Genomic DNA, 17,797 nt, shown 5'->3' on the forward strand with positions numbered 1-17,797 from the left:
GGTTATGGGGGCACCGGGTCCGTGCCGCCCCCCAGTTCACATGTTCCGGGTGCCGGCACTCCGACAACGACGAAGCCGCCGGGTGCGACGCCGACCACGACGAAGCCACCGAGTTCGGCGCCGCCACCGACCACCTCAACCACGTGGAACGGATCATCAACGCCCACCACAAGTCCGTGGAACGGATCATCAACGCCCACCACAAGTCCGTGGAACGGATCATCAACGCCCACCACGAGCCCGTGGAACGGATCATCGACACCCACTACGAGCCCGTGGAACGGATCCTCGACACCCACCACAAGTCCCTGGAACGGCTCCTCGACACCCACCACGAGCCCGTGGAACGGATCATCGACGCCGACGACCTCAGGCCAGTGGAGTTCGACGACTCCGGCCGGTGGCAGCACTTCCTACCCGCCGACCACTACCCCGGTCCTCAACGCGCCCTCCACTCAGCCGCTGCACCCGCCCTACATTCCGCCGCGCGGTGAAATCCCGCGTGGCACAGTGCATATCGGCGGCCCGGTGGACCTGACGGTTGGGTTCTATGTGCCTGGCCAAGGCGCGCCGCCACCGCCGCGGCAGAGCGGGTACGGCTGGAACAACGGCCAGGCGCCTGGCGCCCCGCCGCCAAATTGGGAAGGACCGCCGCCGCCGAATGGCTGGGACGGAGCGCCGCCCGCGGGCGGCTGGAACCGCCCCTGGCAAGGCCCGGCCCGTGACGTGGCCTACGGGCAGCAGTACTTCGCGCCGTTCAACTACAACAACTACACCGTCCTGCCTGTCTTCAACTGGCAGTACGGCGGTTGGGGTTACTGGTTCATGGGGCTGTGGGTCCCGCTGTACTGACTGAAAAGCAGGCCTGGCGCTAGGCCTGTCCGCCTTCGACGTGCCGCGCCAGGAAATCCAGGATGGCCTCGGCGAAGATGTCGTTGCGATCGCCGGCGACCATGTGCCCGGCGCCGCGGACATCGGTGAACTCCACCTGCGGGAATCGTGCCAGGAATTCATCGGCCCGTTCCTGACTGACCAGGTCACTCACCTGGCCCCGAACGAGCAGCATTGGCAAACCATTTCGCAGGATGGCCTCGACGGCGTCGTGCATACGGTCGGCATCGGTGACCTCGAACGGCGGGAAGGCCGCGCTGCCGCTGATGAACTGTGGGTCCCAGTGCCAATACCAGCGATCGCCACGTCGGCGCAGGTTGGTGGTCAACCCCTCCAGATCGGTGGGACGAGGCCGATGCGGGTTGTACTCGGCGATCGCGTCGGCGACCTCCTCCAGCGAGGCGAATCCCGATTCCACCCGCTCGGACATGAAGGCATGGATGCGGTCGGCACCGGATTGCTCCATGTTCGGCACGATGTCAACCAGGACGACCGCGCTCGCGATGCCCGGGGACAGCTCGCCCGCCAGCAGCATCGAGGTGAACCCGCCCAAGGACGCGCCCACCAGGACCGGTCGGGGTGGCAGGCCGCGCAAAACTTCGGCGACGTCGGCGGCGAAGGTGACGACGCGGTAGTCGCCTTCGGTTGACCAGTCCGATTCGCCGTGACCGCGCAAATCGATAGTGACGGCTTGGAATCCGCGTTTGGCCACGGCAGAGGCGGCGCGTCCCCAGGACCGCCGGGTCTGCCCGCCGCCGTGCAGGAACACCACCGCGCGCGCCTGCGGATCGCCTTGACGGTCGGCGACGATGCGGACGCCGCCACTGCCCTGGGTGATAAACGGTTCAGCTGTCGCCACCATCAACAGATACTAAGACGCGCTAACCGGTGGTACCCGCCGGGTGAGACTCTTCCTGCCCAGGCGCTCACCGTCGCGTCCCGGGGCGACCAGCGCGATCAGCACCGCGGCGACCGCGACGATCACCGCCATCACGACGTATGAGGCGTTGGTCGCGGCGACGAACGCCTCCTTGCTGCGCTCGGCAAGGGAAAGCCCTTGAGGGCCAAGATGATTGGCGACGGCCAACGCGCTGGCAAGCGAATCCGACGCCGGGCCGCGCACGGCCGGCGGATACTCGCTCAGCACACCGGCGATGTGGTGGCTGTAGCTTCCAGCGAGGATGGACCCGGCCAGCGCGATGCCCAACGCACCGCCCACCTCCCGGGTAGCGTCGTTGACCGCAGACGCCACGCCCTGCTTTGAATCGGGCGCCGCCGTCATGATCGCCGATGTCGTTGGCGCCGTTGCCAATCCGAAGCCGGCGCTGATCACCATCAGCGGCCAGCACACCTCGAGGTACGACGAATCGACGTCCAGCGTGCACATGCACAAGAAGCCAACGGAGACCAGGACCATGCTCGAGAAGACCACCGCACGCAACCCCAGCCTGGGGAGATACCAGGACGACAGCATCGACAGCGTCAGCAACGGCAGCGCTAGCGGACTCAGGGCGACCGCGGCGACCAGCGCGGAATAGCCCTTCACCTGCTGCAGGTACTGGACGACGAGGAAGAAGAGCGCGAAGGTGGCCAGGAAGATCACCGTGATGGCCGCGGCACCGGTGCCGAAGTTGGGGTCGCCGAACAGCCGGATGTCCAGCAGCGGCTGGCGCCGCCGAAGCTCGATGCACCCGAATACCACCGCAAGCGCCGAACCGGCGATGAGGCAGCCGAACACCCGTGGGTCGCTCCAGCCGTGTGCGGGTGCCTGCAGTATGCCGAACACGAACACCGCGACGGCCGATCCGATCGTGACCGCACCCGGTACGTCCAGCCGCGGCGCGTCGGCGTCGCGGGACTCGGCGATGGTCAGCGTCAGGACGAATACCACCAGTCCGCCGACCGCCAGCGTCCAGAAGATCGAGCGCCAATCGAAGAACTCGATCAGCAGCCCGCTGCCCAGCAAGCCGAACACTCCGCCAGACCCGGCGACCCCTGCCCATATGCCGACGGCTTTGGTGCGTGCTTCCGGCGGGTAGGCGGCGGTCAGCAGCGACAACGTCGCGGGCATCACGAACGCGGCCCCCGCGCCGGCCAGTGCGCGGGCCGCGATGATCTGCCACGGCTTGTCGATGAGAAGTGGCGCGGCCGAAGCGACCGCAAAGATCGCCACACCAACCAGCAAGGCGCTGCGCCGACCGTATCTGTCCCCGATGGCGCCGGCTGGCAACACCAAACACGCCAGCAGCAGCGTGTAACTGTCCACGATCCAGGTCAGCTGGGTTTGGGTGGCTGACGTGGCGATGGCGATGTCGCTTAGCGCCGTGTTCAGCGCCACCATCGACGCGATGACCAAGGCCACGCCGAGGCAGGCGATAAACAGCGTCCAGCCACGGCGCCCACGGGATCCGTGCGCAAACGAGTCCGGGGGTGCTTGATCGAAGCGTCGGAGGTTCTTGACCGCAAATCCAGTCACCGGCGGGCCTGCTTCCTTAGTTGGTCAGCAGTACAACAAGACTGTTAGTCTCTGAACGAGACTAGGTGTCTCATTACCCGGCCACAACCGGCGCGAAACCCCCGGACCAACAGATGGTCAGTCCCGCGAGCCGCCCGGTATCAACCGCAGCAGCCGCCGACCGATGCGGGTCAACGGGTTGCCCGACTCGCTTTGCGTGTCCTTGATTCTGTTCAGGGTCTGTTCGCCCTCAGCGGCATAGTCCTCGATGGATTCGTCGCCTTCTTCTGCGCGCATCTCGATTTCTCCCCTCGTTAAGTCCTCGTCATGCCGGTGTCAGCCGCTCCGGCGGCTCTTGCGGCGTTAGCCGCTCCGGCGGTTCTGTCGGCGTGAGTCGTTCCGGTGTCTCCGCAGGCACCAGACGTTCGGGCGTTTTTTCCGGCGTGCCACGTTCCGGGGTCTGGGGGTCGGTTGATCGTGCGTCGAGCAATGACCGTTGCAAAATTCGACTCCTAGATTCGACTGCAAAAGGCCTACCCGGGAGGCGCGCTTTGGAAACAGAGCCTCGGTGCAGCGGTCAGTGGACCGGGTCGGCCTGCGACTCGGCGCGTAGCGTGTCCGCCATCTTGATAATCGCGACAGCCAGGGCATTGTCGGTCTTGCCGCCGCCCTCGATGAACCCGCGAACTCGCTCCATGGCAAACAGCGCAGCACCGGCCTGCTCCATGTACTGCAGCATTTCGTCGGCGTCGAGCAGGATCACCTCGTCCTCGCCGCGCCAGCCGAAGGCAATTTGCAGGACCCGCGGAGACAACTTGAAGTAGTCGCCCACCGCTGTCAGTTCGGCGAAGTCAGGGAAGTCCCGGGCCTCTTTGCGCCGAGAGTAAGTGGCTTTGGGCAGGTTGAGCGCGGACCCGATCTCGCTGTCTGGCACGTCGCGATTGAGCAGCCACTCCAGCACGCGGCCAAGATCTTTTCCGGATCGGCTCAGTCTTGGCATCTCACCAACGTACTCATCGTCTCGAAAAACGTCAATCGCCTCTCACTATGACGATGTGAGTAGCGTTACAGGAATCGTGTTCCGATATTGGAACTTAAGCTGTTAATGTTGGCCACACGCCCCGCCCCTCGAACACCACGGAGACCTTCATGAGCGCCTTCCAAGCAGCGGCCCAAACCCCAGACGTGCCCCAGTCATCGCCCGACAGCCGGCGCCGCACCGTCGCCCGAATGCTGGTCGTGGCGGCCGTCGCATCGGCCGGAGTCCTGGGAGCGCACATCGGTGCCAGCGCAAACGCCCACGCCGAGCCCGCCGCGGCGCCGAGCCCCTCCTACGAACTGGGCTACACCAAGGCCGTCAACGACATCCGCATCATGGCCAGCCGCATGCGCGCGGAGGGCTTCGACCTGGCCGAGATCAATGTCGCGAACCGCATCCCCGCACTGTGCGCCAAAGAGTCGGCGGCCATGCGCACCGGCCGGGACGGCTCGGATGGGCAGTCAATCAACGGGCCTGAGTTCCTGCGCGGCTGCACCGACGGGCTCAACAGCGTGGTCCGAGGCGGAACCGCGTACTGAGAAGCTCTCTAGGGGTGTGCCGTTGAGGGGGCGGCACACCCCCAGAGTCTCAACCTCCGGTGCGGGTGAACTTCATTTCGTACGGGCCGCCTTTACACGCACTGCCCGTTTCATCCTTGGTCCCGTTTCCGGACAGCACCTCGATCGGGTCCTCATGGGGCTCCGGTAGCGGGAACGTGCCCTTGATGGAGACGTGCGAGGTCCCGCCGGCCGGACAGGACGCGTCGTACTCGTCGTCGCGGGTCCAAACGTCGTTGGCGAACTGCAGCAACTGGGTGCCGCTGGTGCCGTTGCGCACAAACCTGCTCAGACACCGGTCCCCGGTACGCAGACAGATGGTGTCCACGTTGTAGTCCGCCTCCTGCGGCTTCGGCGCGTTGGGGCCGGTGTAGGTGGTCACCAGGTGGTAGAAGCCGTGTAGCGCTTGCGCGGGTGACACCACCCGGGCGGGCAATTCGGCGGGGTTAGGCAGATGCGAGACGTCCGCATCACCGACCCGGGTGAACGTCACTTCGCGTTTGCTGTAGCAGTCCAGCGAATCGGTGATCCACTCACCGACCAACGTGCCATCGGCATGGGGTTGCAGCCACACGTAGTTCCACTTCTCGATCGACTTGTCGTTACATTTGCCGCCTTCGAGCGCTATCGCTATCCAACGTCCCCGGACGTCGTCGAACGTCAATTTCGGCGTGTGGTTGTACGGACCGTCGGTGCGTTGCGCTGATGCGACACACCCGGTACCTCCGCCGCCATTACAGGCCGAGCTGAATACCCAGGTCTCCTGGCCAGGCGGCTCAGAGTTTGCTACTTCCTTCCCGGCCAGGGAAAGTTTGGGTCCGAAATCAGCCGTGTAGGTCCCGGTGAACGGTCCGCCATTGGACGGCGCACCCACCGGCGCCTCACTTTCCGAATGCCCGGCGTGTTGACTGCTGCCGCCACCGCCGCTGGTCAGGACGACGGCCGCGACTACGCCGATGACGGTCAGCAACGCGCCCACACCGGCCAGCACAAGAGGAGTGGTACGCCGCTTCTTCTTGGCCGGTTTCGCACTCGGTTCCGGAGCCGGAGCCGGTGGCGGTGTTTCCGGCGGGACAGCCGACCACGCGGCCGGCGGCGTATGGGATTCGGCGGGGCGATACTGCGTCGGGTCGTCGTTGTTGGTGCGTTGCGGATTGGGATCGGAAGTGGGACGGCGCAGCGTCGGGTCCGTGATGGGACGCTGCGGAGTCTGCTCCTGGGGAGGGCGGTACAGCTTTGGCTCGGACACCGGGCGGTACTGATTCGGATCACTGTTCGCGCGGCGCTGGTTCGGGTTCGACGGCGGCCGTCGCTGACCCGGGTCGGCATAGCCGGGTCCGCCGCGCCGCGGTGGCTGCTTGGGTGGGGGGCCCGCGAACGGCTGCTTGGGAGGAGGCGCTGGCGGTCGCGCGGACGGGGGGGCCAGTTGGGTCCGCTGCTGGACCGGCTCGGGCCGACGCAGCGGAATTGGTCGCGTGCCGGTGACAGCTTCCCGCGCCGCCGCTGCCATGTCCGTCACCGACGAATAGCGCTGTTCGGGGTTCTTGGCCATGGCGGTGGCGATGACGTTGTCGAGTTCTTCGGGGATTCCGCGGCGCAGGGTGGACGGCCGCGGTGGCGGCGAGTTCAGATGGCCGCCGATTTGTTGTTCGAGACTGGCTCCGGGGAACGGTTGGCTGCCGGTCAGGCACTCGTGCAGCACACACCCGAGTGCGTAGGTGTCCCCGCGCGGGTCGGTCTGTCCGGAAGTCACCCGTTCAGGTGCCATGTAGGCCCAGGTACCGATCACGTTGCCGGTGCCGGTCATGTGCGAATCACCCGCCGCGCGGGCGATACCGAAGTCGATCAAGTACGCGAAGTCGTCTTCGGTGACCAAAATGTTGGACGGTTTGACGTCGCGGTGCACCAGGCCGATCCGATGCGCCGAGCGCAGTGCCGACGCGATCTGCTCGATGATATTGACGGCGCGTTCAGGTTCGAGGGCGCCTTCATTGATGATGGCCTGCAGGTCGGTGCCGACGACGAGGCGCATGTCGACATACAGGCGACCTTCGATTTCGCCGAAATGGTGGATCGGCACCACGTGGGGGTCGTTGAGTCCGGCCGCCGCGAGCGCCTCCCGGCGGAAACGCTGTTCGAAGGTCGGGTCGTTGGCCAGGTTTGCCGGCAGTACTTTCACCGCTACGACACGTTGGGTCTCGGTGTCGTAGGCGCGCCACACCTCACCCATACCGCCGCGGCCCAGCAACTCGATGAACTGGTAGCGGCCGAAGGTCGTGCCTTGCACTCCGCCCCCCTCAGCGAAATTTTGGGTGGATACTCAGCAAAAACAATAAAGCCGCGCCAGGGGGGATGCACAGCCGTTCGACAAGCAAATCACAAAATGACGACCCGAGCTGGGCTGAAACGTATCGGCGGATTCCTCCCGTATAGGTCAAAAATGTAGGTCAAAGGGGTGCACATGGCATTCGACAGACCGTCACCGGTAACCGAGTTGACCCAGGAACTGCGGCTCGCCACGACCATGACTGGCGGGGTGAGTCTGGCCATCTGGATGGCTGGGGTAACGCGGGAAATCAACTTGCTCGCCCAAGCGTCGCAGTGGCGCCGGGAAGGCGGATCGTTCCCCGCCGACAGCCGGCTCAGCACCCAGGCGGCGGCATCGCTGCGCCTGTATGCCGGCCTCATCGATCTGCTCGACATGATCGTCGACGTCGACATCCTGTCCGGGACCAGCGCCGGCGGCATCAACGCGGCGTTGCTGGCTTCGTCCCGGATTTCCGGCGCTGACCTCGGTGGACTGCGTAATTTGTGGCTCGACCTCGGGGCGCTGACCGACCTGTTGCGCGATCCGCGCGACAAGCACACACCGTCGCTGTTGTACGGCGACGAACGGATGTACGCGGCGTTGGCGACGCAGATCCCCAATCTGGAGACGGGGCCGTTTCCACCCGCCGGGTTTCCCGGTGGCGCCCGCCGCCCGTCCACCACGTTGTACGTCACGACCACCTTGCTGGCCGGGGAGACCAGCCGCTTCACCGACTCGTTCGGCACCCTGGTCCAGGATGTCGATCGGCGCGGCCTGTTCACGTTCACCGACGCCGAACTCGCCCAGCCCGGAACGGTTGCGGCGCTGGCACTGGCCGCGCGCAGTTCGGCGTCCTTCCCGATCGCGTTCGAACCGTCGTTCCTGCCGTTCACCCACGGCACGCCCGCAACCGGGAAAGTGCCGGCCCGACCGGCCATGGCACCGTTCACCAACATCACCCGGGCGCACTGGGTTTCCGACGGCGGCCTGCTCGACAACCGACCGATCGGCGTGCTCCTCAAGCGGATCTTCGATCGGCCGGCGCGACGGCCGGTCAGGCGGGTGCTGCTGTTCGTCGTGCCGTCCTCGGGACCGGCTCCCGATCTGGTGGCAGAGACGCCACCGGACAACGTCGAGGAACCGCTCGGCCTCGTCGACGGACTGCTCAAAGACCTCGCGGCAATCACCACCCAATCCATCGCGGCTGACCTGCGCGAGATCCGCATTCACCAGGACCGCATGGCGGCCCGCATCGACACCAAGCTGCGACTGGCCGAACTCGCCGCGGCACTGCCGAACGGTTCGCGGCTGCTCACCGAGTCCTTGCTCGCCGACTACGTGACTCGGGAAGCGACCAGGCAGGCGCAGACACTCACCGATGCGCTGCTGCGTCAACTCGGTACCTGGCCCCCGGCTTCGAGCGCGGCCGCGGAGAGCATTCCGCGCAACTGGGAACCCGAACTCGCCGTCGGTGGCGACGCTGACCGCGTGTGCCGTCGCCAGATCACCGAGTCGATCCTGAGCCGCTGCGCGCCGGCACTCGACCAGCCACTGCCGTCGAGTCCCGCCGACCTGGCCCGATACGGGCAATCCGGCTACGACATCGCCAAGAGTTGCGCGCTGGCCGTCGTTCGCGCGGCATACCAGCTGGCGAAGTCCGACGCCGATGTCGCCGCACTGGCCGAACTCACCCAGGCCATTCACGCGGCGTGCCCACCGCCGGCGGCAGTGGACCTCGGTGCGCTGGTGCGCTCGGTGTGCACCATCCCGGCGGTGCGACAAGCGTCCTTGCGAAATGCGGCCAGCTTGATCGCCACGGACTACCTGCAGCAGTCCGCGGTGCCCGCGGCCGGCTTCAGCGCGCTGGGCCAGGCGCTGGTGACGAGCTATCCGACGCTGAAAGCTTTGTCCGACAACGCTTTATCCGTCGATGCGGCGGACCAGCTGCGGACTTATCTCAACTACCTGGGTCGGTCCGACGCGGAAGGCGTCGCGATCCGGTTGTTCGATCTAGCCGCGAGCCAACGTGCCATGCTCCCGGCCGAGGCCGACATCGAGCAGTCGGTGGAACTCGTCCAGGTCAGCGCCGACACCCGCAGCCTGTTGGCGCCGGATTGGCAGACCGCTCAGCAGAAGCTCACCGGCATGCAGTTCCACCACTTCGGTGCGTTCTACAAACGATCGTGGCGGGCCAATGACTGGATGTGGGGTCGCCTCGACGGCGCCGGCTGGCTCGTTCACGTGCTGTTGGACCCGCGCCGGGTGCGTTGGATCGCCAGCTCTCATGCCGACGACCACGAGTCCGGCGCCCGGTGGTTTCTGCAGCAACTCAAAGCGCTTGGCGCGCCCGAGTTTCCGAGGTCGGGCTACCGACTGCCGACCGTGGGTGGTGAATCCCACCAGCTGACCGAGGACATGCTGCTCGACGAACTCGCCTTCGTCGACGACGCCACCAAGCCGGTGCCGGCGAGCCTGCCCCGTACGTCGCTGTGGTTGGCACAGGCGTGGCAGCGCCACGTCCTCGACGAAGAATTGGACGAGCTGGCCGAAACGGTGCTCGACACCGAACCCGGCGAACGACCCGACTGGAGCCCGGCCGCGTCGCGAACCTGGGCCAAGAAGGTGCGGGCGGCCAGCCCAGGAGACGCCAAATACGCGCTGCTGAACGATGATCCGGTTGCGGGTGAGACCTTCGCCAGCGACAAGGGTTCCCCGCTGATGGCCCACACCCTTTCCAAGGCCGCCGCGACCGCTTCCGGGGCCGCCGGTTCGGTGCGGCAACTGCCCGCCGTCGTCAAACCACCGGTCGCCACCTTGCGGACGCTGGCGTTGGGCGGGTACCGGGTGGTGTCGCTGACCAACGGTGTCGCCAAGTGGACGCTGATCCTCGGCGCCGCTCTGCTGGTGCTGGGCACGGCGGCCGCCATCTCGTCGACGACGACGCTCGGTGCGGTCGGGCTGACCGCCGCCGGGATCGGTGGCTATCTCGTCGTACTAGCGACGTGGCAGTTCTCCAGTCGGCTGCTGTTCGCGCTGCTGTCGGTAACGCTTGTCGGCGCGGTGCTTTCGCTGGCCACTCCGGCGGTACGCGGCTGGCTGTTCGGCGATGCGACACATCCGGGCTGGGTGGGCGCCAACGCCTACTGGCTGGGCGCCCAATGGTGGCACCCGCTGATCGTCGTCGGCGCGATAGCGCTGGGCGTCACTTTGGTTGCCATCGCACGTCCGGGTGCGCCAAGACGAAGATAGGGCTGGCAAACCAGCGCGGTCACAGGGCGCTGATGCCGTTGTAAAGCACCATCAAGCCGATGAGGACCAGAACACCGGCGAGCATCGCCGCGTGGTTCTTCTCCATCCATTCTCTGAGCCGTTCCAGGGGTTCTTCGAGCCGGTCGCCGGCGCCCACATAACCCAGGATCGGGATGGCGACCGTCGACGCGGAGACGGTGACGAACACCGCCCCGGACACCCATTTGCCGGCAGGCGCAAGGCCGTTGCTGCCGATGGCCAAGCCGGCGGCCAGGCAAAGGAGCGACACCTCGAGACGCACCACCGTGAGCACCAACGAGATCGCTCCCGCACGCGCCGGGGTGATGGTGTCGAAGGCTCGCATCCAGCGCGGCGCTTCGGACTCCCGGTGTCGGGTGAGCCAGCGATAGATGCCGAACAGGATCAGCGCCGCACCCAGCACCACGCGCAGCCAGGACGCCCACGCCGGGGGCGTCTTGTTCAGGCCACCGAGCAGGCCGGAGGCCGCAACCGAGATTCCCGTCAGCGCGATCAACCCCAGCACCCAGCCGGCCAGAAACGCCAGCGCCGTCGGTCGTGGCCGCGGGGCGTGCAAGACCAGGACAGCCGGGATGATGGTCAGCGGTGATACGGCGATGACCAAACCCAGCGGAATGAGGGTGGTCAGCACTGTGCCCCAATTTCCTGTCACGGGCAGCATCTTCGCACGCGCCGGTTCGGCCCGCGGACTCGCCGAACTTCGTGCGGGCGCGTCAGATTTGCCAAACGCCGGTTGGGTGGGCGTCGGCGTGCAATGATCCCGGCTGGTGGGGGACGCACCCATCAACCACGTCGACCGACGCAGGAGGATTGCCGTGGCGACTCAGGTGCATCTGGGACACATCTTCCACCTCACGGGTTCGCCGATGGTGACCGAAGCCGCCACGGCGTTGGTGTCAATTCCGGACGGCGCGTTGGCGATTGGCGACGATGGCCCTGATGACGGCCGCGTCGCGTTCTGCGGTGAGCGCGGCGACCTCCCGCCGCAATACCGATCAGCGGCGACGTCTGACCACCGTCCCGGCTTCCTGCTGCCCGGCTTCGTCGACACCCATGTGCACTTTCCTCAGACCTACGCCGGCGACTCCTACGGCGGCGGACAACTGTTGGAATGGCTGACGCTGTGCGTCTACCCGTCCGAATCCCGCTACGCCGACCCGAGTTTCGCGCAGCAGGCGGCGGTCCAGTTCTGCGATCGGCGGATCGCTGCGGGCACTACGGCCGCGATGGTGTTCGGCTCGGCGTTTCCGCACGCCCAGGACGCGCTGTTCACCGAGACGCAGCGCCGCGGCCTGCGGTTGGTCAGCGGGCGCGGTATCCAGACCGGCGGGCCGGCGTCGGCCGCGGCGTTGATCACGTCCGAAGACGACGCCATCCGACTGGCCCGCGAGGAGATTGACAAATGGCATGCGGCCGACACCGGCGACGTCAACACCGCCCGCCTGCACGTGGCGGTGGTCCCGCGGTTCTCTCTCGCGGTCACCGCACAGACGCTGAAAAGCCTTGGTGATCTTTATGATTCGGTACGGGATCGCGGCGTGTACTTCCACAGCCATCTCAACGAGAACAACCGGCCCGGCACCGGCGAGGTGGACGAAACCAAGCTCACCTACCAGGTCGACTCCTACCTGGACACTTACGACGGCAAGTTCCTGCCGGGCTCGAAGGTCGGCGGCGCCAGCCTGCTCGGGCGACGCAGCATCATGGCGCACGCGGTGCACTGCCAGGACGTCGAACTGGCCCGGATGGCCGAGACCGGCACGTCGATCGCGCACTGCCCCGTTTCCCAGCAGTTCCTCGGATCAGGCACCATGCCGTGGCTGCGCACCGTGGCATCGGGGGTGAACATCGCGGCCGGAACCGATTTCGGCGGCGGTGACGAATGGCTGATTTCCCAGGTGGTGGGGGCCGCGTTCAAGGTGCACATCTCCGAACCCGGGGACGAGGGCGTCTCTATGCACCCGGCGGAAATGCTGTTCCTGGGCACCCTGGCCGGTGCTCGCGCATTGGACATGGAAGACCGCTTCGGCAACTTCGACCTCGGTAAAGAGGCCGACTTCGTCGTCGTCGACCCGCGCCGCACACCGGCCCTGGAAGCCGCACTGACCTACGGCGTGCGCGCCGCGGATCCTTCAATGGCACGCGACCAGACGCTCTTCGCGTTGCTGATGGGCATGCGCGAGACGTCGATCGCCGAGACGTACGTGGCGGGACGGCGGCTGCAGTAATCAGGACAGCGCGTCCTTGCTGGCCTTGACCGGGTCCGAACTCGGGGCCAGCTTGAGCAGGTTGCCCCGCACGCTGCCCCGCGCCGTGCGGGCGGCCACCAGAATCCAGGTCAGCAGCAGGCCGCAGTAAGCGACGGCCGCGGCCACCGTGAACGCCGGCAGGTGGGTGTGCGCGGCCAGTTGTGAAGTGCCGGTGACAAATGTGCCGACCGGAAAGGTCAAGCTCCACCAGGTCAGCGCGAACGGCATACCGCGCCGCAGCGTGCGCACGGTGAGCGAGGTTGCCAGCGCGATCCACAGCACCGCGAAACCCCACACCGGAACCCCGAAGACGATGCCGAAGTCGTTCATCGCCGCAGCCAGTCGGTGCTCAACCGCTCCGCTGGACGCCGCCGTTGCGAGAAGGCCTGCGGCCGTGATGGATTGGCCGAGCGGGCCGAGCACGATCCACAGCGTCGGCACCCGCGCCGAACCCGAGGTGCCGTAGAGCACCAGCCGACTCCAGATCATCGCGATGATGTTCAGCGAAGCCAGCAGGGAAAGACCGAACATCGCGTAACAGCCGTACAGCATGGTCTCGCGGCCGGTGCCCGGCGGCATATGCGGTAGCAACAGCGCACCGGTGGCGGCCGACACCATCGGTGGCACGACCGGCATCAGCCAGCCGCCGAACGCGGCATCGGGCTCGACGCGCAGCTGGGTGAACATCAAGAACGGAATGCTGACGGCCGTGAACAACCCACCGATTGTGCCCAACGACCACAACACCCAGTCCAGGTCGACGGCCAGTCGCTCGCCGATCAGGTCCCCGCCCACCAATACCGCGCCGGCGCCCACCGTCATCAGCGCCATGGGTGCGGCACCGTAGAAATGGGCCATCTGCGGATTGCGGGCGTGGGTGCGCGCCACCGTCGGGTTGCGCAACCAGTGACCGCCGACCAGGACGACCAGGACCACCAGCAGGACCGCGGCGATAATCCAGACGGCTTGGGTGAACCCCCGCAACCCAGGCATCTGAACGGGCAGCGTGGCGCCGGCGATGGCGACGATCCCGGTGCCCATCACCGAGGCGAACCAGTTGGGTCCGATGTTGCCGAGCACCTCGACACGGGTGTGCGGCGCGTTCGGTGCCGAAGCCACGTCGTCAGGGCCAGCGATAGCCATAGCTGAGCAACCTACTGCCCGGCCGGCCCCCGCGCTTCGGGTCGGGGCTCCGGAGATTTGCCGGGCACCCGTCCGGCTGGGAATTACCGTCCCCAGGTGCCGCTAGGCAAAATGGTGAAATGCGCCGGTATCCGCGTCAAGACCACCGTTCGACAACTAAACCGCTGGTGATCGCAATTTCTGTGCTGCTGGTTATGGCGGCGCTGGCCATACCGATCAAGCAGCGTTGCGGTGCGCCCGGGCGTACCTGCGCCACGGCGGTAGACGCAAACGGCGACGTACACTATTACTACGAAGTCGAACCATTAGGCATATTCCTAATAGAAAATATGATCGGTTCGGATATTCCCCTGTTCTATACGTCGGGCGAGGAGATCGTGAAAGTGCGATGAACGGGCGCATAGCGGGAATCGTCGTATCGGCAATGCTGCTCGGCGGCGCCATCGCATCGGTACCGGTGACAGACATCGCACTGGTCACCGCGCACGAAAACTTCTGCGGCGCAACCTATCTCTGCCCCAAAGACCCCGCACCCGACGGCGGCGACCAAACCACCGCGGAACGCCGGATCATCGACGGCTACGTCGCCAAGCAGGCGGGTTGCACCCCCGACCTACCGGCGGATCCGCAGTCGGTCATTTGGGATCCCCCTGGCTTCACTCCCAACGCCGGCGGGTCGGGAAACATCAACGACGCCAATCCGAGCCTGGGCGGCCACTTCGTCGCCGACTATGTCAACGGCCGCTGGCACATCGACTACCAGTACTGCTAGCGGCACACCTGCCGGGCAAAGCGCACCGTCGTGGTGGACGGTGTATCGAACTGGGCGTTAAGCGTCAGATCGGGCCGCACCCGTTGGTCGTCGACGCCGAACCGGGTCAGATCGAGCAGGATCGAAATGGTGTCCGGTGCGATCCTGCGGGCGTTGGTGTCGCGGTCCGGCCGCATCCCCGACTCGCCCGGGTCGGCCGACTGGGCGTCGGTGATCGCCAGATCGTCGGTGTCTTGCGCGGGACCGAGTTCGGCGAACTTGGTGCCGTCGTTGGCGACGTCATAGGTCAGCACGTAACCGACGAACTTCGTCTTCGGGGTCCCGGTGGGCGACGACGGCAGCGCCTTGGCGAAGCGAACCGTCAACTGCAGCACGTTGCTCCGGGGGTGCTTCACCTCGACCGAGGAGATGGTGAGGTTCTCCGGCGGCTTCGGACCGTCTTCGATCTGGCAGTTCAACCGGTTCGGCAAACTATCCCAGTCGTCGCCCGGCGACTCCGTCGCAAGTTTCCAGCCGATGCCTATCAGCGCCAACACCAACACCGTCGTCAGCAGCACCCGCATGGGCACCGGCCACTTGGCCCAGCGTTCGCGCAGCCTGGCGACCACCCCCGCTCGCGACGTCGGCGGTCCGGCACGTCGGTGGGAGGTCCAGCGCTGGCCGTCCCAGTAGCGTTGCCCTGGTGAGCCGTCGGGGTCGACGTACCAGCCCGCCGGCGGTGCGGTCGGCACGGTCACCGGGGTGCATCCGGGGACTCAGGTGGCCAGTCGAGCATTTGCACCTTGTCGTCCTTCCACTGGAACCCGACCGTGGTCAGCGTGCCGTCGAAGCAGGTCGAGCAACTCTGCCGCGTCCGATAAGTCAGGACCACGATGTCGTTGGTGGACGCTGGGCCCTCCAACTCGGTGAACGGGTAGGCGTTGGGGGTGGCCGTCCCGACGAACGCACCGCGATGAAACATCAACGCCACATCCGGTGAGCTGGGGGTGGCGTCCTGCACGGTCAGCACGACTGCGGACAGGTCAGCGCACGGATCGTAGTTGGCGGCTTGCGGGGCACGATCCCATTGCTTACCGGTCTTGCGGTCCGGTGGCACCTGCCCGAGTGCGGCCGATAGCGCCGCCTGCAAATCGGGCCCACACCCGGCGGCGTTCACAGGGGGCGCTGCGGTGCCGGTCGTCGAGCTAGGCGTGGGCTTGGCGGCCGGGCGCGGCTGGTCGTTGCCGGAGAACACAAACAGCGCAACAGCGCCAATGCATACCAACACCACCAGCGCCGCGACCAGCCAGATGCTGCGTCCAGGTGGTGGCGTGGTGTCGAGGTCATCGGAAGGGTCATACGCCGGTGGGGGCCAGTCCGGGTCAACGCCATCAGTCGCATAGTCAGCAGCCATGCCTGATCCCGACCCTTCCGTTTCGGTCCCGCATTGTAGTCAGTACGTGCTGGTAGCGGCAATTTAGCAACGCCGACTGACGCCTCGGGGCCAGGTGAATCTGCCCACATCAGCAGCTTTTTGTTGGGGGGTTCGCAGCAAGCTACCGCATACTAGACAGCATGCGACGGACGACTTCACCGCAAACCGCTGGCCAACCGCCAGCCGGTGTGCTGGTGCTTGGTCGGATCCGCTAGTGGGGCGTTCGGGCGGTGCTCACCGCCGCCGTCGTGCTGTTCGGCAGCCGTCGCCACTGCGCCGACGGCTGTCGCGCAGCTTCATGACGCTGGTTTCGGTGGTCGCGCTGGGCATGACGGGCGCAGGCTATTGGGTGGCACACGGCGCGCTCGGTGGCATCACCATCTCCCAGGCGCTGACCGCCGAGGACCCCCGGTCCACCGGAAACACCATGAACATCCTGCTGATCGGGCTGGACTCACGCAAAGACCAGGAGGGCAACGACCTGCCCTGGTCGATCCTCAAACACCTGCACGCGGGCGACTCGGACCAGGGCGGTTACAACACCAACACGCTGATCCTCGTGCACGTCGCCGCCGACGGAAAGGTTGTCGCCTTCTCCATTCCGCGCGACGACTGGGTGCCCTTCAACGGCGTTCCGGGCTATAACCACATCAAGATCAAAGAGGCCTACGGGCTGACCAAGCAGTACGTCGCGAACAAGCTGGCCAACCAGGGCAACATCTCGCAACGCGACCTGGAGGCCCGCGGTCGCGAAGCCGGCCGGGCCGCCACGCTGCGCGCGGTGCGCAGCCTGACCGGTGTTCCGATCGACTACTTCGCCGAAATCAACCTGGCCGGCTTCTACGACCTGGCCCAGACCCTCGGCGGCGTCGAGGTGTGTCTGAACCACCCCGTCTACGACTCCTACTCCGGGGCCGACTTCCCGGCCGGCCGTCAGCGACTGGACGCCTCGCAGGCGCTGGCGTTCGTCCGGCAACGCCACGGCCTGGAGAACGGCGACCTGGACCGGACGCACCGGCAGCAGGCGTTCCTGTCGTCGGTGATGCACGATCTGCAGGACTCCGGCACGTTCACCAACCTCGACCGGCTCAACAGTTTGATGGCCGTCGCCCGCAAGGACGTGGTCCTGTCCGCCGGCTGGGACGAGGCGCTGTTCCGCCGGATGGGCGAACTGGCCGGCGGGAACATCGAGTTCCGCACGCTGCCCGTGGTCCGCTACGACAACATCGACGGTCAGGACGTCAACATCATCGACCCTGCGGCGATCCGGGCGGAGATCGCCGCCGCGCTCGGCACGGCGCCACCATCGGCCGCACCGACCACTACCTCCGCCAAGCCGAACCCGTCGACCGTCGTCGACGTCGTGAATGCCGGCAGCATCAGCGGGATGGCCAGCCAGCTGTCCAGCGCGCTGAAGAAGCGCGGTTACACCGCCGGACAGGTCCGCGACCGGGAATCGGGCGACCCGTCGGCAAGCACGATCCTCTACGGGGTGGGTGCGGAGACCGACGCGAAGAATCTCGAGACACTTCTCGGTGTCGACGCCGCGAAGCAACCGGATCCCAGCCTCGCGGCCGGACGTATCCGGGTCGTCGTCGACACCAACTTCTCGCTGCCCGCGCCCGATGAAACTAGCGACGCGACGAGTACGACAACCACGACGACCACCACCACCACGACC

General features: G+C 66.4%; 16 protein-coding genes. 7 read left to right on the forward strand and 9 right to left on the reverse strand.

The genetic code is table 11. From position 1 onward, the window contains the following. Positions 1 to 21 precede the first annotated feature (21 nt). Complete coding sequence (locus A5634_RS30105; protein ID WP_367593452.1) at positions 22 to 852, forward strand: MAP_0585 family protein; 831 nt, start codon at positions 22 to 24, stop codon at positions 850 to 852. 19 nt (positions 853 to 871) lie between these two features. Here A5634_RS30105 and A5634_RS08120 read toward each other — a convergent pair whose 3' ends face one another. From A5634_RS08120 to A5634_RS08130, 4 genes are all read right to left on the reverse strand, one after another. Beyond that, positions 872 to 1,753, reverse strand: coding sequence for an alpha/beta fold hydrolase (locus tag A5634_RS08120; RefSeq protein ID WP_216638724.1), 882 nt, complete (start codon positions 1,751 to 1,753; stop codon positions 872 to 874). A 9-nt stretch (positions 1,754 to 1,762) separates the two neighbouring features. Next, positions 1,763 to 3,367 carry an MFS transporter gene (locus A5634_RS08125; protein ID WP_253861518.1) on the reverse strand — a complete coding sequence of 535 codons (1,605 nt, stop codon included), beginning with the start codon at positions 3,365 to 3,367 and terminating at the stop codon, positions 1,763 to 1,765. A gap of 117 nt (positions 3,368 to 3,484) precedes the next feature. Continuing rightward, positions 3,485 to 3,643: a hypothetical protein gene (locus tag A5634_RS28625; RefSeq protein WP_172831658.1), complete on the reverse strand. Its 159-nt coding sequence runs from the start codon at positions 3,641 to 3,643 to the stop codon at positions 3,485 to 3,487. Between the two features lie 280 nt (positions 3,644 to 3,923). After that, complete coding sequence (locus A5634_RS08130) at positions 3,924 to 4,346, reverse strand: hypothetical protein (RefSeq protein WP_253861519.1); 423 nt, start codon at positions 4,344 to 4,346, stop codon at positions 3,924 to 3,926. 149 nt (positions 4,347 to 4,495) lie between these two features. On the opposite strand from A5634_RS08130, the gene A5634_RS08135 reads away from it, so the two are divergent. After that, entirely contained in the window at positions 4,496 to 4,924 is a 429-nt protein-coding gene (locus A5634_RS08135; RefSeq protein WP_155769425.1) for a hypothetical protein, read from the forward strand. A 49-nt stretch (positions 4,925 to 4,973) separates the two neighbouring features. Here A5634_RS08135 and A5634_RS08140 read toward each other — a convergent pair whose 3' ends face one another. Further along, positions 4,974 to 7,229: a serine/threonine-protein kinase gene (locus A5634_RS08140; protein WP_065143539.1), complete on the reverse strand. Its 2,256-nt coding sequence runs from the start codon at positions 7,227 to 7,229 to the stop codon at positions 4,974 to 4,976. A gap of 174 nt (positions 7,230 to 7,403) precedes the next feature. Between A5634_RS08140 and A5634_RS08145 the strand changes: the two genes are divergently transcribed. Further along, positions 7,404 to 10,499 carry a patatin-like protein gene (locus A5634_RS08145; RefSeq protein WP_081290281.1) on the forward strand — a complete coding sequence of 1,032 codons (3,096 nt, stop codon included), beginning with the start codon at positions 7,404 to 7,406 and terminating at the stop codon, positions 10,497 to 10,499. Between the two features lie 19 nt (positions 10,500 to 10,518). Here A5634_RS08145 and A5634_RS08150 read toward each other — a convergent pair whose 3' ends face one another. After that, a complete protein-coding gene (locus A5634_RS08150; protein WP_065143549.1) occupies positions 10,519 to 11,190 on the reverse strand; it encodes a GAP family protein in 672 nt (223 codons plus the stop codon). Positions 11,191 to 11,404: 214 nt separating this feature from the next. Here A5634_RS08150 and A5634_RS08155 point away from each other — a divergent pair, with 214 nt between their 5' ends. Next, positions 11,405 to 12,766, forward strand: coding sequence for an amidohydrolase family protein (locus A5634_RS08155; protein ID WP_081290284.1), 1,362 nt, complete (start codon positions 11,405 to 11,407; stop codon positions 12,764 to 12,766). On the opposite strand, the gene A5634_RS08160 is transcribed toward A5634_RS08155, so the two are convergent. Then, positions 12,767 to 13,930, reverse strand: coding sequence for a TDT family transporter (locus A5634_RS08160; RefSeq protein WP_065143541.1), 1,164 nt, complete (start codon positions 13,928 to 13,930; stop codon positions 12,767 to 12,769). Positions 13,931 to 14,049: 119 nt separating this feature from the next. On the opposite strand from A5634_RS08160, the gene A5634_RS08165 reads away from it, so the two are divergent. Together A5634_RS08165 and A5634_RS08170 are read left to right on the forward strand one after the other, a co-directional pair. Next, the gene (locus A5634_RS08165; RefSeq protein ID WP_065143542.1) at positions 14,050 to 14,322 is read left to right on the forward strand and encodes a hypothetical protein; all 273 of its coding nucleotides are present in this window, start codon (positions 14,050 to 14,052) and stop codon (positions 14,320 to 14,322) included. Beyond that, positions 14,319 to 14,702 carry an integrase gene (locus A5634_RS08170; RefSeq protein WP_155769426.1) on the forward strand — a complete coding sequence of 128 codons (384 nt, stop codon included), beginning with the start codon at positions 14,319 to 14,321 and terminating at the stop codon, positions 14,700 to 14,702. The genes A5634_RS08165 and A5634_RS08170 overlap by 4 nt, the downstream gene beginning before the upstream one ends. Here A5634_RS08170 and A5634_RS08175 read toward each other — a convergent pair. Together A5634_RS08175 and A5634_RS08180 are read right to left on the reverse strand one after the other, a co-directional pair. After that, a complete protein-coding gene (locus A5634_RS08175; RefSeq protein WP_065143550.1) occupies positions 14,699 to 15,433 on the reverse strand; it encodes a DUF2510 domain-containing protein in 735 nt (244 codons plus the stop codon). The two genes, A5634_RS08170 and A5634_RS08175, sit on opposite strands and share 4 nt — an antisense overlap. 2 nt (positions 15,434 to 15,435) lie before the next feature. After that, positions 15,436 to 16,095 (reverse strand): LppP/LprE family lipoprotein, encoded by a 660-nt coding sequence (locus A5634_RS08180; RefSeq protein ID WP_065143544.1) that lies wholly within the window; start codon positions 16,093 to 16,095, stop codon positions 15,436 to 15,438. Between the two features lie 235 nt (positions 16,096 to 16,330). On the opposite strand from A5634_RS08180, the gene A5634_RS08185 reads away from it, so the two are divergent. After that, positions 16,331 to 17,797, forward strand: a 1,467-nt coding sequence (locus A5634_RS08185; RefSeq protein WP_065143551.1) for an LCP family protein, incomplete at its 3' end; no start/stop codon positions are given.

Origin of the sequence: Mycobacterium asiaticum, from assembly GCF_001673365.1 — a bacterium.
Lineage (GTDB): Bacteria > Actinomycetota > Actinomycetes > Mycobacteriales > Mycobacteriaceae > Mycobacterium > Mycobacterium asiaticum_A.

Bases quoted from the DNA above. Each gene is read 5' to 3' on its own strand.
- A5634_RS08180 (WP_065143544.1), bottom strand. From the start codon at position 16,095: ATGGCTGCTGACTATGCGACTGATGGCGTTGACCCGGACTGGCCCCCA.
- A5634_RS08145 (WP_081290281.1), top strand. From the start codon at position 7,404: ATGGCATTCGACAGACCGTCACCGGTAACCGAGTTGACCCAGGAACTG.
- A5634_RS28625 (WP_172831658.1), bottom strand. From the start codon at position 3,643: ATGCGCGCAGAAGAAGGCGACGAATCCATCGAGGACTATGCCGCTGAG.
- A5634_RS08135 (WP_155769425.1), top strand. From the start codon at position 4,496: ATGAGCGCCTTCCAAGCAGCGGCCCAAACCCCAGACGTGCCCCAGTCA.
- A5634_RS08165 (WP_065143542.1), top strand. From the start codon at position 14,050: ATGCGCCGGTATCCGCGTCAAGACCACCGTTCGACAACTAAACCGCTG.
- A5634_RS08130 (WP_253861519.1), bottom strand. From the start codon at position 4,346: ATGCCAAGACTGAGCCGATCCGGAAAAGATCTTGGCCGCGTGCTGGAG.
- A5634_RS08155 (WP_081290284.1), top strand. From the start codon at position 11,405: ATGGTGACCGAAGCCGCCACGGCGTTGGTGTCAATTCCGGACGGCGCG.
- A5634_RS08160 (WP_065143541.1), bottom strand. From the start codon at position 13,930: ATGGCTATCGCTGGCCCTGACGACGTGGCTTCGGCACCGAACGCGCCG.
- A5634_RS08170 (WP_155769426.1), top strand. From the start codon at position 14,319: ATGAACGGGCGCATAGCGGGAATCGTCGTATCGGCAATGCTGCTCGGC.
- A5634_RS08120 (WP_216638724.1), bottom strand. From the start codon at position 1,753: ATGGTGGCGACAGCTGAACCGTTTATCACCCAGGGCAGTGGCGGCGTC.